Annotated in this window: 17 protein-coding genes; 2 read left to right on the top strand and 15 right to left on the bottom strand. The window is 71.1% G+C overall.

Annotation, left to right across the window (positions count from 1 at the left end):
• Positions 1-5 precede the first annotated feature (5 nt).
• The 10 genes from QQM39_RS39995 to QQM39_RS39950 all read right to left on the bottom strand — a co-directional run bounded on the left by QQM39_RS39995 (position 6) and on the right by QQM39_RS39950 (position 9,861).
• Positions 6-944, bottom strand: a complete 939-nt coding sequence (locus tag QQM39_RS39995) for a 3-carboxyethylcatechol 2,3-dioxygenase (protein ID WP_302002487.1) — start codon at positions 942-944, stop codon at positions 6-8.
• 9 nt (positions 945-953) lie between these two features.
• Positions 954-1,955, bottom strand: coding sequence for a zinc-binding dehydrogenase (locus QQM39_RS39990; protein ID WP_302002486.1), 1,002 nt, complete (start codon positions 1,953-1,955; stop codon positions 954-956).
• A gap of 164 nt (positions 1,956-2,119) precedes the next feature.
• Positions 2,120-2,611, bottom strand: a complete 492-nt coding sequence (locus QQM39_RS39985) for a GNAT family N-acetyltransferase (protein WP_302002485.1) — start codon at positions 2,609-2,611, stop codon at positions 2,120-2,122.
• Positions 2,612-2,674: 63 nt separating this feature from the next.
• A complete protein-coding gene (locus QQM39_RS39980) occupies positions 2,675-4,252 on the bottom strand; it encodes a long-chain fatty acid--CoA ligase (protein WP_302002484.1) in 1,578 nt (525 codons plus the stop codon).
• Positions 4,253-4,303: 51 nt separating this feature from the next.
• Entirely contained in the window at positions 4,304-5,104 is an 801-nt protein-coding gene (locus QQM39_RS39975) for an SDR family NAD(P)-dependent oxidoreductase (RefSeq protein WP_302003893.1), read from the bottom strand.
• 58 nt (positions 5,105-5,162) lie between these two features.
• Positions 5,163-6,029 (bottom strand): alpha/beta fold hydrolase, encoded by an 867-nt coding sequence (locus QQM39_RS39970; RefSeq protein ID WP_302002483.1) that lies wholly within the window; start codon positions 6,027-6,029, stop codon positions 5,163-5,165.
• 14 nt (positions 6,030-6,043) lie between these two features.
• Positions 6,044-6,604 (bottom strand): 3-phenylpropionate/cinnamic acid dioxygenase subunit beta, encoded by a 561-nt coding sequence (locus tag QQM39_RS39965; RefSeq protein WP_302002482.1) that lies wholly within the window; start codon positions 6,602-6,604, stop codon positions 6,044-6,046.
• Between the two features lie 346 nt (positions 6,605-6,950).
• A complete protein-coding gene (locus QQM39_RS39960; RefSeq protein ID WP_302002481.1) occupies positions 6,951-8,165 on the bottom strand; it encodes an NAD(P)/FAD-dependent oxidoreductase in 1,215 nt (404 codons plus the stop codon).
• Positions 8,162-8,509: a bifunctional 3-phenylpropionate/cinnamic acid dioxygenase ferredoxin subunit gene (locus QQM39_RS39955; protein ID WP_302002480.1), complete on the bottom strand. Its 348-nt coding sequence runs from the start codon at positions 8,507-8,509 to the stop codon at positions 8,162-8,164. Before QQM39_RS39955 ends, QQM39_RS39960 begins: the two co-directional genes overlap by 4 nt.
• Positions 8,506-9,861 (bottom strand): aromatic ring-hydroxylating dioxygenase subunit alpha, encoded by a 1,356-nt coding sequence (locus tag QQM39_RS39950; protein WP_302002479.1) that lies wholly within the window; start codon positions 9,859-9,861, stop codon positions 8,506-8,508. Before QQM39_RS39950 ends, QQM39_RS39955 begins: the two co-directional genes overlap by 4 nt.
• Before the next feature lie 437 nt (positions 9,862-10,298).
• Here QQM39_RS39950 and QQM39_RS39945 point away from each other — a divergent pair, with 437 nt between their 5' ends.
• The gene (locus tag QQM39_RS39945) at positions 10,299-11,135 is read left to right on the top strand and encodes an IclR family transcriptional regulator (RefSeq protein WP_302002478.1); all 837 of its coding nucleotides are present in this window, start codon (positions 10,299-10,301) and stop codon (positions 11,133-11,135) included.
• 15 nt (positions 11,136-11,150) lie between these two features.
• Here QQM39_RS39945 and QQM39_RS39940 read toward each other — a convergent pair whose 3' ends face one another.
• The 4 genes from QQM39_RS39940 to QQM39_RS39925 form a co-directional block, all read right to left on the bottom strand.
• Positions 11,151-11,753: a helix-turn-helix domain-containing protein gene (locus tag QQM39_RS39940; protein WP_302002477.1), complete on the bottom strand. Its 603-nt coding sequence runs from the start codon at positions 11,751-11,753 to the stop codon at positions 11,151-11,153.
• A gap of 9 nt (positions 11,754-11,762) precedes the next feature.
• Positions 11,763-12,224 (bottom strand): hypothetical protein, encoded by a 462-nt coding sequence (locus QQM39_RS39935; protein WP_302002476.1) that lies wholly within the window; start codon positions 12,222-12,224, stop codon positions 11,763-11,765.
• Positions 12,225-12,293: 69 nt separating this feature from the next.
• Entirely contained in the window at positions 12,294-12,935 is a 642-nt protein-coding gene (locus QQM39_RS39930) for a hypothetical protein (RefSeq protein WP_302002475.1), read from the bottom strand.
• Between the two features lie 366 nt (positions 12,936-13,301).
• Positions 13,302-13,577, bottom strand: coding sequence for a hypothetical protein (locus QQM39_RS39925; RefSeq protein WP_302002474.1), 276 nt, complete (start codon positions 13,575-13,577; stop codon positions 13,302-13,304).
• A 112-nt stretch (positions 13,578-13,689) separates the two neighbouring features.
• Between QQM39_RS39925 and QQM39_RS39920 the strand changes: the two genes are divergently transcribed.
• Entirely contained in the window at positions 13,690-14,187 is a 498-nt protein-coding gene (locus tag QQM39_RS39920; protein WP_302002473.1) for a hypothetical protein, read from the top strand.
• A gap of 203 nt (positions 14,188-14,390) precedes the next feature.
• Here QQM39_RS39920 and QQM39_RS39915 read toward each other — a convergent pair whose 3' ends face one another.
• On the bottom strand, positions 14,391-14,681 hold the full coding sequence (locus tag QQM39_RS39915) for a hypothetical protein (protein WP_302002472.1): 291 nt from the start codon (positions 14,679-14,681) through the stop codon (positions 14,391-14,393).
• Positions 14,682-14,798 lie beyond the last annotated feature (117 nt).

Raw genomic sequence — 14,798 nt, 5'->3', positions numbered from 1 at the left:
GCCGGTCACCTCCCCTGCGCCGTGGCCACGGCGAATCCGGCGATCCACGCGGGGATCGCCTCGTAGAAGCGGGAGGTCATCTCGTACGGCCCGGTGGCCGCGAGCGAGGCGAAGGCGGCGATCCAGGAGCGGACCTCGTGGGCGGAGCCGCCGCCCTCCGCGGCCATCTGCGCCACGGTCCAGGAGTCGAACTCCGTGAGTTCGCCCTTCTCCAGGTGGTCGAGGAGCCGATTGTCCCAGGCGGGGTTGATCGGGATCATCGAGCTCGTGCCGGCGGCGTACTCCTGGCCCGCCCGGACCACCCGCTGCTCGCCCTTGGCGCGCTGCTCGGGGGTCGGCGGGTGGCCTTCGATGAGCGCGTCGGCGACCCTGGGGGGCGCACCGTCCAGGACCGGTACGGGCGGGTCGTGGGAGAGCCCGCCGGAGGCCAGGAACAGCGTTCTGCGGTCGAGTTCGGCGGCGGCCTCGCCGAGCGCGGTGCCGAGCGCCCGGATGCGGGCGACGGGGCCGAGCGGCGTGGCCACACCGTTGACGAAGACGGGCACCACCGGCACCCGGTCGATCCCGCCGAAGAGCACTTCCAGAGGCTGGGCGAAGCCGTGGTCGACGGTCATCCGGGCCGAGACGGTGAGGTCGATCCCCCGGTCGAGGGTGCCCTGGGCCAGCGCCTTCGCGGCGGCGGTGTCGACCGACAGCGGGCCCGTCGAAGTGCCGAAGTCACCCACCGCGTGGGCCTCGGTGGCCAGGCAGAACGGCGGCATCTCCTTGTAGAAGAAGCCGTTGTAGTGGTCGGGGGCGTAGAGGACGACCAGCTCCGGGTCGTAGGCGCGGATGAACTCCCGGGCGCTCTCGACCGCTTCGTCTACGCGGGCCAGGACGTCGGGGGCTGGGTCGTTCTTGCCGATGAGAGGTGAGTGGGACAGCCCTACGGCTGCTGCGGTCATGGTCGTTCCCTACTTCTGGCGGGCTTCCGGGCGGGCCGAGCCCGACGGGTGGATGACGAGCTTCCCGGTGAGAGCGCCGTCGATCATGAGCTGGAAGCCCTTGTGGATCTCGGTGAGCGGAAGCGTGCGGTCGATGACCGGGCGGACACCCGTGGCCTCCATCAGGCGCAGCAGCGCGACCAGTTCGGGGCGGGTGGCGCCGGTCGAGCCGAGGATGCGCTGCTGGAGGTAGAAGATCCGGCCGAGGTCGGCCGGCGGGTTCGTGCCGCTGGTCGCACCCGCGATGACGACCGTGCCGCCGGGGCGCAGCGCCTTCAGCGAGTGCGCCCAGGTCGCCTCGCCGACCGTCTCGATGACCACGTCCACCCGTTCGGGCAGCCGCTCGCCGGGGGCCACGGCGTCGCGGGCGCCCCAGGAGACGGCCTCCGCGCGCTTGTCGGCGCTGCGGCTGGTGGCGTAGACGACGGCGCCGGCGGCCACCGCGAGCCGGATCGCGGCGGAGGCGACACCGCCGCCCGCGCCCTGCACGAGCACCCGGTCGCCGGGGGTGATGAGGGCCTGGGTGAACAGCATGCGGTAGGCGGTGGTCCAGGCGACCGACAGGCAGGCGGCCTCGTCGAAGGAGAGCCAGGCCGGCTTGGGCACCAGGTTGCGGGTGGGGACGATCAGGTACTCCGCGAACGCCCCGTCGTGCCGCTCGGACAGCAGCGCGCGGTCCGGGTCGAGGGTCTCGTCGCCGCCGCCCGCGTCGGGGTCGCCGATCACGGGGTGGACGATGACCTCGTTGCCGTCCTCGTCGTAGCCGGCCGCGTCGCAGCCGAGGACGATCGGCAGCCGGTCAGGGGGGTGTCCCACCCCCCTCAGCGTCCACAGGTCGTGCATGTTCAGCGACGAGGCCACCACGCGGACGCGTGACCAGCCGGGCCGCTGGGCCGGTTCGGGTATGTCGCGCAGCACCAGCCCCGACAGCGGGTCGGTGGCGCTCTGGGAAATGGCGGTTGCAGCAAGCACACGTCAACCGTCGCCCGGTGCCGCCGACCTCCCCTAGCGGGTGTGCCGCTGGGCAGCACGAAGGGTCTCGCCCCCGCACACGGCAGCGGGCCGGAAGCCGAGGTGGGTCACGGCTTCCGGCCCGCTGCGGCAGGGGGCTCGTTGCGGGACTTACAGAACACCCCCTAGTGGGGCATGTCGTCCAGCGCGGTGGACAGCCCGGCGATGCCGGGGGGTTCGGCCGCGAACAGCACGACCGGGCCGCCGGGCAGGTCCGCCTCGGCGATCCGGCGGAAGCCGCCGTCCTCCAGGATGCGCTGAGTGCGCAGGTCGTCCTCGTCCGGCGCGGCGACGACACGACGACAGCGCGGGTCGGCGGCGAACAGGGCGGGGGTGAGCGCACGCAGCAGGCCGGCGGCGGAGTCCGGCGCGGACCGGTCGAGCCATACGGCGACGTCGTGCGCGCCCATGGGGTAGGCGGCCCGCAGCGGGTGCTGCCAGACGCGCTGGACGCGCACGGGGAATTCCTCCGGCCCGTCGCCACAGGAGGCCGTGTACCTGTGCACGGCCGGGCCGGACGGTGCGCCGATCGGCCTCAGGGCCCAGCCGCCGTCGAGGGCGGGCACCGGAGGCATCGGCGCGGCATCGGAGAGAGCGGTATCGGAGAGAGGGGCCACGGCGCCGCTCCTGAGGTCGTGGGTCGGAGGAGGCCCCGGCACCGGTGTGCCGGGGCTGTGGTGTCAGGCGGTGGGGACGGTCGACTGTGCGGTCACCCAGCGGCGCAGTTCGGGCTTGTCCAGCTTGCCGCTGCCGTTGCGCGGCAGCCGTTCGACGACCTGCACTCTGGTGGGCAGCTTGTAGCGGGCCAGGTGGCGGCCGGTGAACTCGCGTACCTCCTCGACCGTGGGCTCCGCGCCGGGCGTGCAGGTCAGGACGGCCAGGACGGTCTCGCCCCACTTGGGGTCCGGGACGCCGACGACGGCGGCCTCCAGGATGTCCGGGTGCTCCACGAGGACCCGTTCGACCTCCGCGGGGTAGACGTTCTCGCCGCCGCTGATGATCATGTCCTTGAGCCGGTCGACGATGTAGTAGAAGCCGTCCTTGTCCCGGTAGGCGATGTCGCCGGTGCGGAACCAGCCCCGGTCGTCGAACGCGGCCCGGGTGGCGTCCGGGTTGTCCCAGTAGCCGGCGGCCACGTTGGGGCCGCGGACACAGATCTCGCCCTGGGTGTCCGGTTCGTCGATCTCGGCGCCGGTGGCCGGGTGGATCAGCCGGATCTCGGTGTACGGCATCGGGAGCCCGGCCGATCCGGTCTTCTCCGTCGTCAGCCGGGCCGGCAGATAGGTCGCGAACGGGGCCGTCTCGGTCAGCCCCCACGCCTGCTGGAGCAGCAGGCCCACCGCGGCGTAGTCCCGGATCAGCTGCGGTGGCACCGGGGCGCCGGCGACGATCGCGGAGCGCAGGGCGCTCAGGTCGGCCTCGGCGAACCCGGCCGTCCGGGACAGCGCCGTGTACATGGCGGGGACCGCGAAGAAGGTGGTCACCCGGTGCTGGACGAGGTCCTCCAGGCAGCGTGCGGGGTCGAAGCCCCGGCGCAGGACCACGGTGCCGCCGCGCACGAGCGTGCGCAGGGTCAGGGCGTTGAGGCCGCCGATGTGGAACAGCGGGGCGAGGGCCAGGTTGACGTCGTCGGCGCGGGTGTCCACGACGGCGTCCACGTTGACCGCGTTCCACCACAGGTTGCCGTGGGTGAGCATGACGCCCTTGGGCCGCCCGGTGGTTCCCGAGGTGTACATCAGGGCCGCGAGGTCGCCGTCGTGCAGGGCGACGGGTTCGCGTACGGGGCGGTGCGCGCCACGCAGCGTGGACAGCGGCGTCCACTCGGGGCCCGGCTCCTGCGTGGCGGGGCACTCGGGGTCGGTGTCGACCAGCAGCAGGCTGCGGGCGGGGATGTCCGCCCGTATGGACGCGGCGAGTTCGCGGTGCCCCTCCTCGACGACCAGGGTGTGGGCCCCGCAGTCGTTCAGGATGTGCTGGACCTCGTCGGCGGCCAGCCGGAAGTTCACCGGGACGAAGACCGCGCCCAGATGGGCCGCGGCGAACAGGGTCTCCAGGAAGGTCGTGCTGTTGAAGCCGAGGTACGCGATCCGGTCTCCGCGCCGCAGCCCGCGCTCGGACAGCCCGGCGGCGAACTCCCGCACCGTACGGCCGAGCCCGGCCGCGGAGATCTCGTGGCCCTCGTAGATCACGGCGGCGGGACCGGGATACAGGGCTCTGCGGTAAAGCGCGGCGGCGGGACTGATGTCGACGGCGGCCATGGCGTCGGCTCCTTACGAGGGCTTCAGATAGGGGGGTTCACCGGTGCCGGGTCACAGACCCGAACCGCCGGCGGGTGAACGGAATCCGCGTACGGCGATACCGCCGTCGGCGGGGATCACGGCGCCGGTGACGGTGGAGCTGTCGGTGCGGGAGGCGAGCAGGACGTAGGGACCGGTGAAGTCCTCCGGCTCGACGCTGGAGTCGTACAGCGGGATCAGCGGCGGTGCCTTCTCGCCCGCGGCGGCCTCGGCGGCCTCGTTCTTCGCGAAGGACGAGGCGAGGGTGCGGCCCTCCAGGCCAAGGCTCGCGGGGCCGCGCAGCTGGGTGCGCATCCCGCCGACGGCCACCCCGTTCACCCTGACCTTCGGCGCGAGTTCGAAGGCGAACTGGCGCAGCAGCCCGAGGCAGGCGTGTTTGCTCGCGGTGTAGAGGGAGCCGCCGCCGTCGGTGTGGAAGGAGGCGTTGGACAGGGTCATCACGATGCTTCCGCGGGTGGCGACCAGCTCGCGCCAGGCGGCCTCGACGGCCAGCACGTATCCCTTGACGTTGATGGCGAAGAGCTCGTCGAACGCTTCGGCCAACTCCTTGCCGTCCAAGCGGGTGACGCTGCGGTGGTAGTCCCAGATGCCCGCGTTCGGCACCAGGACGTCCAGCTTGCCGAAGTGTTCCACCGTGGCGTCGACCGCCCGGTGCATGTCCTCCGGACTGCGCACGTCGCCGGTGAGGGGCAGCACACGGTCACCGAGTTCGCCGGCGGCGCTCACCACCTCCTCCAGCTGCGCGGCGCCCCGGCCCAGGACGGCGACGCGGGCGCCTTCGGCCAGGTAGCGCAGGGCGACGGCCCGGCCGATGCCCGAGCCTCCCCCGTGACGAGGGCGACGTCGCCCTCCAGCCAGCCCCTGCCCACGGTCAGTTCTCCTTGAGGAAGTCGGTGACCAGACGCTCGAACTCGACCTGCCGTTCCAACTGCACCCAGTGGCCGCAGCCGCCGAACACGTGCAGTTGGACGTCCCGGATCTGCTTGAGCATCAACTGTGCTCCGTCCAGAGTGATCGTCCGGTCATCGCGCCCCCAGAGCAAGAGGGTCGGCGCCTTGATCCGGTGGACCTGCTGCCAGAGCGGGTCCATGCCGTGCCGTTTCGCGAAGGCCGCGTTGTAGCGGTGGTAGAAGGCGATGTGGGATTCGTCGAGGGACGCCTCGTAGCGGGCCTGGGCGGTGTCCGCCCAGCGGCGCGGCTCGGCGGTCATCACGCCGATGAAGTCCCGCATCTTCTTCAGCGTCGGGCCCTCGCCGTTGTAGTAGCGGAACATCGCCTTCTGGCCCTCGGTGGGGGTGGGGCCGAAGGGGAGCCAGCCGCCGCCGGGTGCCATGAGGACCAGCTTCTCCACCCGATCCGGGATCGCGAGTGCGGTGGCGATGGCCGCGGCGCCGCCGAGGCTGTTGCCCAGCAGGTGGAACCGGTCGATGCCGACCGCGTCCAGGGTCCGCACCAGCGCGTCGACGGTGATCTCGGTGATGCTGCGGGCGTCCAGGTCCTCCTCGGTGGGCCGGTAACTCCCGCCGAAACCGGGCTGGTCGGGGAGGACCACCCGGAAGTGCCGGGTGAGCGCGGGCAGGTTCTGGTGGTAGTTGGCGACCGCGCTCGCGCCGGGGCCGCCGCCGTGCAGCATGACGAGCGCCGGGCCGGCGCCGCTCTCGCTGACCGCGATGTCCCCGAGCGGGGTGTGCACCAGGTGCTCGACCAGCTTGGGCTCTTCGGTCTCGGTAGGGGACACGTGGGTTCTCCGGTTCACAGGAAGGTGCTGATGTTCTTGGCGAGCAGGACGTTCTGGTCGAGCAGGATCGTGCGGCGTGCGATCAGCAGGCGCCCGTCGTCCGGGGCGCGGCGCAGCAGGTCGGTGCGACCGCCCGCGTAGAGGTCGACCTCGCGTTCCAGGCGGTTGCGGTAGCAGAGGAAGGACGACTCGGCGATGTACTCCCCCGGTTCGTCGGCCGCCCGGATCATGACGTTGGTGATCAGGTGCCGGGTCCGCGACGGCGGGTCCTCCGCCCAGGCCATGCCGGAGTCGAACCGGCGTATCCGCCAGGCCAGGCTCGCCTTGGTCTCGTCGAAGATCGCCACCTCGCCGGGCGCCCCGTCGGCCAGGGCCTGCTGGCGGCGCAGCCGGTTGGTGCGCACCGGCGCCCAGTAGTGGAGGTCTTCGGTGAACAGCTCCAGCCAGTCTGCGTAGCGGTGCTCGTCGAGGAGTTGCGCCTCGCGGCTGTACAGGCGCTGTGCTTCGAAGTGGAGCCGGATGTCGTCGTACGCGCCGGGCGCGTCCGCTGTCGGCTCCGGGGTGTGGATGCTCATCGGTGGGTCCTCCTGCGGGCCGCGCCGGATGGGCTCAATTCCAGCGCGGGGTACGGGGTGCGGGGAGCGGGTGTGCCGGTGGGCGGCACGGCGGGGGCCTGTCGTGCCGGATCGTGCCGGGCCTCGGGTCGGCCGATCGGCGCGTGGCACACACTCCCCCGGCCGCTTCGAGCGGGGCCCCGGGCGTGGTCGCCGACGTGCCGCGTCGTCCACCGCGGCGGCGGCTGATGTCACCGTCTCCTCCGTCTCGCGGTTACGTGTGCCGGTCCCCGCTCGGCCGGGCCGGGAAGCCCCGCCGGCCGGAACCGGCCCGGTCCGGAAGTCAGGCCCTGGCACTGCCGGGCTGTCAGCGCTTGAGCAGGCTCCGCAGATCGGCGCTCTCGTCGGCCAGTTCGGCCGGGTCGACGGCGATGCCCCGGTCGACGATCCTGCGGACCGCCTTGATGTCGCGGGTGCGGTCGATCGCCGCGGCGGCCACCACTCGGTCGCCGCGCAGGCCGAAGGCGAGGAAGGCGCCGCTTTCGGGGGCCCCGCGCAACACGGTCCGCTCGGCGTCCGCCATGGTGCCGATCGCCTCCAGCCGGGTGCCGTGCCGGTCGGACCAGAACCAGGGCGCGCCCGCGTCCGGTACGGGCCGGCCGAGGATGGCGCGGCCGACGGCCTCGCCGTCCCGCTGGGCGGCCTCCCAGTGTTCGTGCCGCATCCGATGGCCGTCGCCGCGGGCGACGTCGCCGATGGCGTAGACGGCCGGGTGCGAGGTGCGCCGGTTCGCGTCGACGACGACGCCGTTGTCCACGCGCAGTCCGGCCGCCTCCGCGAGGTGCGTGGCCGGGCGGATGCCGATGCCGGCAACGACCGTGTCGGCGCACACGGTTGCCTCGTACCCGGACAGGTGGATCAGGAATCGGCCCTGCCGGCGCTCGACGTGTTCGACGCCCGCGGTGATCACGTCGATGCCCTCGGCGGAGTGCCGGTCGTGCAGCGCCGTCGCGATGTCGTGGCCGACGGCCGCGGCGAGCGGCACGCGGACCGGGTCGACGAGGGTGACCCGGCAGCCGAGGGCCACGGCCACGGCGGCGGTCTCGGCGCCGATCAGCCCGGCGCCGACGACGGTCACCCGGGCGCCGGGCAGCAGCCGCTCGCGCAGCCGCTGTGCGTCCTCCCAGGTGCGCAGCAGGCAGATCTCCGGGTCGTCGCCGCCGGGTACGGGCAGCGCGCGGGGCGTGCCGCCGGTGGCCAGCACGATCCGGTCGGCCGTCTCGACCGCGCCGCCGGCCAGCTCGACGCCGCCCGGCTGGGGGCGGATCGCGTGGACGACGGCGCCCTCGCGGAGTCGGACTCGCTGGTCGTCGTACCACTGCTCGGGGCGCAGCAGCACGTCGTCGCGGCGGTCCTTGCCGAGCAGGACGTCCTTGCTGAGCGAGGGGCGGTCGTACGGCAGGCCGTGCTCGGCGGAGTACAGCACCAGGTCGCCGTCGTAGCCCTGGGCGCGCAGGGTGTCGCAGGCGGAGACGGCGGCGAGGCCCGCGCCGACGACGGCGATCCGCTGGGGCGCGTTCATCCGGCGGCTCCCGTACCGGGGTACACCCAGATGGCGTCGTCGCGGACCTCGACGCGGTGGACGGCGACGGGGAGGGTGGCGGGCATGCACTGCGGCTCGCCGGACTTCAGGCAGAAGCGGGCGGCGTGCAGCGGGCATTCGACCTCGCCGTTCTCCACCCAGCCCTCCGCCAGCGACGCCTGGCCGTGGGAGCAGGTGTCGTCGAGGGCGTAGTAGGCGCCGCCGTCGTGGAATACGGCGATGTCGGCGCCGTATCCGGTGGCCCCGGCGGGCACCTTCAGCCCCTCACCGTCCTCGATGTCTCCGACGGCGGCGACCTGGATGCCCGTGGTGGTGTCGCTCATGAGGTGGTGTCCTTCCCGGGCTTCTCGGGGTTCTCGGGGTTCTCGTGCCAGGCGGGGGTGTTCATCAGGTCGCGCCAGCGGGTGTAGAAGCCGCGGGCGGCACCGTCGGAGTAGAGGCGCCCGGTGGTGCCGGGGTGGACCCCGTCCTGCTCCTGAAGGCCCAGTCCCATCTGGTAGTTGAGGGTGATGGAGCCGGACATGAAGCCGTGGGCGGTGGCCTGGCACTCCGACCAGTTCTCGCCGTCGTCCTGCTCGAAGATGCCGGTGGGTCCGAACGTCCGCAGGTTGTACAGCCGTTGGGCGTCCTTGACCTCGTCGGGCATCGACTTGTCGACGAGGGTCCAGGCCCAGACCTCCATCCGGTCGGGTCCCTTGGGGTGCCAGACCCGGATCGAGCCGTTGACCGGGAGGTAGGAGAAGTTGGGGAAGACGGTGGCGTGGCCGGTGGTCATCGGCCCCTCGACCCGGGTGTCGCCGAGCCGTTCGCGCAGCGCGTCGTAGTCGTACCAGTCGTGTACGACCCGGTCGTCGAAGCGGCTCTTGGGATGGGTCGGGAAGCCGTGGCCGTGACCGAGCGGGTCGGTGTACTGCCGGCCCGGGGTCTGCACGATCTCCGCCCTGGGGCCCCTGCCGTTCGGGGACATGACCATCAGGGCGGAGGCGTGCGAGATGTTGACGTGGTACCAGTCGGAGGCGAACTGCTCGGCGGCGAGCTTCCAGTTGCCCTCCAGGACCCACTTGTGGACCCCGCCGACGACCTCGGTGCCCTCCGGGTCGCGGTCGAGCATGGCGTCCATGTACCAGGTCATGCCGCCGAGCGCCTCGACGAGCGGGGGCGCCTCGGGGTTCCAGGTGGCGAAGATCAGGCCCTTGTAGGTGTCGAGCTGCGCGACCTCGACCAGACCCCAGCGGTCCTGCTCGAAGTGGTCCGGATAGTCGCCCTGGTTGGGGACGTTGACCAGCTTGCCCGAGGTGTCGTACGACCAGCCGTGGTAGCTGCAGGTGAACGCCTTGGTGGCGCCCTCGTCGGCGCGGCAGACCCGCATGCCGCGGTGGCGGCAGGCGTTGAGGAAGGCACGGATCTTGCGGTCGCGGCCCAGGGAGACGATGACCGGGTCCTCGCCCATGTACGTGGTGAAGAAGTCGCCGGGTTTCCGGAACTGGCTCTCATGGGCGAGGAACAGCCAGCTCGGTGCGAAGATGCGGCGCAGTTCCTGCTGGTACAGGGCCTGGTCGCTGAAGATGGTGCGGTCGACGAGCCCGTTGTCCAGGTCGAAGTACGCACTCACGTCGGCGGACGGGCGCGGAACTCGGGCGAGTCGATCCGTCGGCCGCTCGGGCGGGGATGTCATCGGTGGACCTCCTCGGCGTGGTTCGGGTCGAGGCGGCGGAGCGATCGGCTCGGTCGCACGGCGGCTTTCCGTTCTGTCGGTTCGTGGTCGGGGGGATGTCGGGCCGGCTCAGGCGGGTGTGGCACAGGACGGCACGGACATCCGGGCCGTCGGGCGTCCGGGCGGCGTCCGGGGCCGCAGGCGGGGGCGGGCCGGCGGCGCCACCCCTGCCGCCGGAAATCCCGGTGTCCCGTGGGCCGTTGGCTGCGGTGATATCGCGGCACGGGTAAAGGAGACTCCGGGTGGGGAGGTTCGGCCCAGTCGGCGTGCCAGGGTGCGGCACGCCGAGATGTCCCGGTCGGTGCTCCGTCCGACCGTTTACAACCCCGAAACAGTCTCCTACATTGGACGTGCGTCCATTTCGATGGCATCGCCTGCCACTGTTCAGGGAGCCCCCCATGCCAGTTCACTCCCCCACGTCTCAGCGCACCGACGCCCTACCTCACAGCGCGGCCCGTGCCCTGTCGGACCAGCAGACCGCGGTCGACAAGGCGCTCGTCCTGCTCAAGTCGCTCGCCGAACAGGACGGGGAGATCGGCGTGAGCGAGCTGGCCCGCCGCAGCGGCCTCACCAAGTCGACGGCCTTCCGCCTGCTCGGCATACTCCAGCGCAACGACATGGTCGAGCGGGTCGGCAGCGACTACCGGCTGGGCACCCAGCTCTTCGACATCGGCACCCGCGTGTACGGGCAGACCTCCCTGCAACTGCGGGAACGACTGCTGCCGCACCTCGCGGACCTGTACATGCTGACGCACGAGACCGTGCACCTCGCGGTGCTGCACAACACGGACATCGTGTACGTCAACAAGATCCACGGACACCGCGCGACCCCCTCCCCCTCCCGCATCGGCGCCCGGCTGCCCGCGTACTGCACCGCCGTCGGCAAGGCCCTGCTGGCCTTCGACCACGACGCCGCGGAGGCCGCGGTCTCGGCGGGGCTGCCGCAGCTGACCGAGTACACCATCACCGACCCCGCGGCCTTTCACGCCGAACTGGGCCACATCCGGCGCACCGGCATCGCGTACGACCGTCAGGAAGCCGCCTACGGTCTCACCTGCGTCGCCGTACCGATCATGGGGCCCGTCGGCAGACCCGTCGCCGCGCTCTCCGTCGCGGGCGCCGAGCACCGCTTCGACCGGGCCCGCTTCGCGCCGGCGCTGCGCCGGGTCGCCTACGAGGCGACGCGGGCCGTCGCGGCGTTCGCCAAGGCGCAGCGGGGCACGGCCCTGGCCTGACCGGGGCGGCGCCGGTCAGCGCGGGGCGTCTCCGTGCGTGCGCAGGGAGGTCGACGTCCCGGGCTGCACGCGCGGCACGCTGACGACGATGTGCACCAGGCTCTCGCCCTCCAGGGACTCGTACATGTGGGGGCGGTCGGCCGGGTAGCGCACGAAGTCACCGGCGGACAGCTCCACCGGGCTGTCGGCGGGCCCCACCCGCACCCGGCCGCTGATGACGTAGAGGTGCTCCAGCGTGCCCACCGGGTGCGATTCGGCCAGCCGGGTCGCACCGCCCCGTTCCTTGATGCGCACCAGGTAGTTCTCGATGACGCCGGAGCCGTAGACGTGGTCGAGGGCCCGGGACGCGTACCCGTCGTGTTCGTTCCAGACGACCTCGGCACCGCGCTGGACCGCCATCACCTGTTCCCGCTCGGCCACCAGCCTGGTCACCGGCACGCCCAGCGCCGTTGCGATCGAGAACAACGTGTCCACCGTGGGATTGCCCGCGCCCTGCTCCAGCTTGGACAACGTCTGCTTGGCGAGCCCGGCCTGCCGGGCCAGCTCGGCCAGGGACAGGCCCCGCTGTTCTCTGAGAAGCCGCACATTCCGTGCGACCACATAGTTTCCTGAGGACACGACACCACTTTAAGCGGGCGAGTCGCCGCTCGGACACCGGTCTCGCGGCACCACCGTGTCGGTCGATGGTGCCGCTTTCGAGTCACCCGGACCTGCCGGACAGAGGGTGAGGGTGAGTTCCCCGATCCTGTCTGTGTCACAGGTGATGCTGAGGAGGTACGGCCGGTCGCCGGGCGTCTTGTGCTTCTTGTCCATGCCGCTCGCGACGAACGCGCTCGCGGTGTCGACGAGTTCCGGACGCGCGTCGCTGTCGGAGGCCGATTTCAGGGCCCGCTCCGCCCGCTGCATCGCGTCGTCCGGCTCCCAGGCCCGGCTGCCGTCACCCGGCGGCTTGCTCTGCTGGCCCGCGGGCGCCGACGGCCGGGGGGACGACTGGTCCGCTGCACCGTTCGGCTCCTCCTTCGCTTCGGCACAGCCGGCGAGCAGAGCGACCGTTGCGACGGAGACTGGCAGGAAATGACGTATACGCATGTATCCACCGTAGGTACGGGGCCGGTGGCGGGGCCGCCGCCCTGCCACCGGCTCAACGCGGGTTGTTGCTCATTTGTCTGCGGTGATCCGCCGCAGCAGACCGGGGCCGCGCACCGAGTCGCAGGACTCTTCGGCGGCTGTCTCCTCTCCGGAGGGCCGACCGCTGTGCTGCCCGCGAAGGAGCACCGTGCTCCTGGCGGGCGGGGGCACGAGCTGGTACTCCCGGTCCAGCGCGTCGGCCTGGGTGTTTCCGTAGACCGTCACTTCTCCGTCGGACCAGCGGACGAAGAGGTCGTCCTCCCACAGATTGCCGCCGAACTCGCCGGGCACAAGGACACGGGAGTGGGTCCACAACTGGTTCGCGGGCTTGAGCTGCCGCTCCTTCTTCAGACTGTTGGCGCCGAGGTCCTCGTACACGGTGAGTTCACCGTCGGACCAGCGGACGAGCAGGTCGAAGTCGGAGTTGGTGGTGCCGTCGAAGTCGCCGCCCGCGGTGATCGCGGCGTGGTTCTTCCACCGGTCATTGGGGGTCTGGAGCTGCTGCTCGGCGTGGAAGCCCGTGCCGTCGACGTTGGTGTACTTCGTCACCTCGCCGTCGACCCAGCGCACGACCACGTCGTCGGGCCACTTGTTGCCGCCGAACTTGCCGGTCGCCAGACCCTTGGCGTACTTCCATGTCGAACCGGCAGCGGCGATCTTGATCTCGTTCATCTGCTCCTCGGCGGCGATGGCGCCCTGGAGGTGCTTGGCCGCCCGCCACCGCCACTCGGTGACCAGCGGCTCCGGGACGTCGGCGGGTACGGGGACGCTGTCCAGCAGCTTGCCCGCGCGCCCGGCGGCGGCCTTCGCGGCGGTGGACAGCTCCTTCTTCAGGCGCTTCTCGTTGGCCTGCCACCGACCAGGGTGTCATCCAGATCAAACAGTGCCGGCCGCTGCACAGACACCCGCCTCCTACAGCCTGCCCGACCCGGCTCCGCCTGCTCGCTGAGGTGGGGCTGATCCTGTCGCCCGGGGCCATCGGCATCGCGGCCCCGCAGATCGGTATCGGCACGCACCGTCGTGGTCCACAGGCTGCCCTTAGCGGCCCGCGAGGAAGTCTTCGTCGGGATCCCGGTCCCTCTCATAGATCTCCCGGACCTTCTTCTCATAGAGCCCTTGGATGTCCTCTTCGTAGATCGGCTCGGCGCTGAGGAGGATCCGGATGTTCTGCTCCAGCATCGTCTCCTGTCCGAGGTCTCCCAGCTCCTGGAGTTCTTCGCCCTGCACCTTCAGATCACAAGCAAAGCACCAGAAAGTTCCAGGGGTGAAGCGGGCAAGCCCCTTCTCCTCGTTGATCATGGTGGTGCCGTGCACCCACGCCTTCGTGGCAGACGGGACAGGGCCTGTCGATGCAGTCCTTCGCCCAGGCGGGACGACGGGTCACGGTGGCCAGGACCGCGACACGCTCCTGGGAACCAAGGTGCCCGTGGTGATGTTCGAACGTGGTTCGGGCTTGAGCGAGCTTCTGCTGCAACTGAAGGCTCGTGTCCCGGATCCGCTCCCGGATCAGCTCGTCATGAAGATCCTGATATCGGCCCCAGTAGGCGCCGGGAGAGATGTTCAGCTCGATCAGGAGCGGGTCCAGCAAGCGCAGACAAGTGGTGAACACGGTGCGGACGTCCGTGATCTCGTGGAGGCCGCTGTGCGCGACACCGTTGCGCGCATCGGCGAGGGGGAGCAGGTCCTGCCGGCTGATCGGGATCTTGTTCCGGAGGATACGGTGGGTGCGAGAATGTGCCTCAACCAGCCCAATAGTCTTGATTTTAGTGATCGGCGCAGCGGCGTGAGTGCCCTGTCCGGTGGCGTGGAGCAGGGCTGTAGGGTCCATCGCTTCGTGCGCACTACACCCTGCGGAAACGCCGGAATCCGGGCTTCATGCGCATCGCTGATGCCGGACCCGCGGTGCGCAATCTTGGTCTGCTAGGCGATGCTGTTGGTTACCCAGGGCCAGGAGCGTCACCCATCGAGGACCGTTCGGTGGGGCGCGTGCCCGAAATGACCGACTGCTTGGGAGCTGTCCGGGCTGGCGCTCAGCGGATCACCGCCCTCACCGTTCCGGCAGTGGCAGAGGGCGTTGCGCGCACCCGATGACGAGGGCCTGGCCCCGGCGCTACCGGGGCCAGGCTGTCAGACGTCGTCGGAGGCGGGGACGAGCAACCGGGGATCGATGTCGGTCACGCTGTCCGCGTAGTCCAGCCGGGTGGCTGCCGACATGAGCTGGTCGTATTCGTCCTGCCGCAGCGTAAGCCGGAACGAGTTGACCGTGTTGATGAGGTAGTCGATCGCGATTTCCGCCTCGTCGTTCGCGACAAGGTTGCGGACCGAGTCGAGGGCCGGCACGGTTTCCCCCCGAGCCGAGGCTCGTCGCTTCAGAGTGTCGACCACCGCGCGGATGATGTCTTCCGCGGAATTGTTCATGTGCCGCCTGACTCCTCAGTGCCTTGTGAAATGAGTGTCCGGTGCCGGCCGCGTGACGCGCGGTCGGCACCGGACGGTGTGTCAGCCGGTCCTGTTCTTGTATGCCGTGGTCACGCC

This window comes from Streptomyces sp. DT2A-34, assembly GCF_030499515.1.
GTDB lineage: Bacteria > Actinomycetota > Actinomycetes > Streptomycetales > Streptomycetaceae > Streptomyces.
This window is presented reverse-complemented; position numbering and strand designations above follow the sequence as displayed.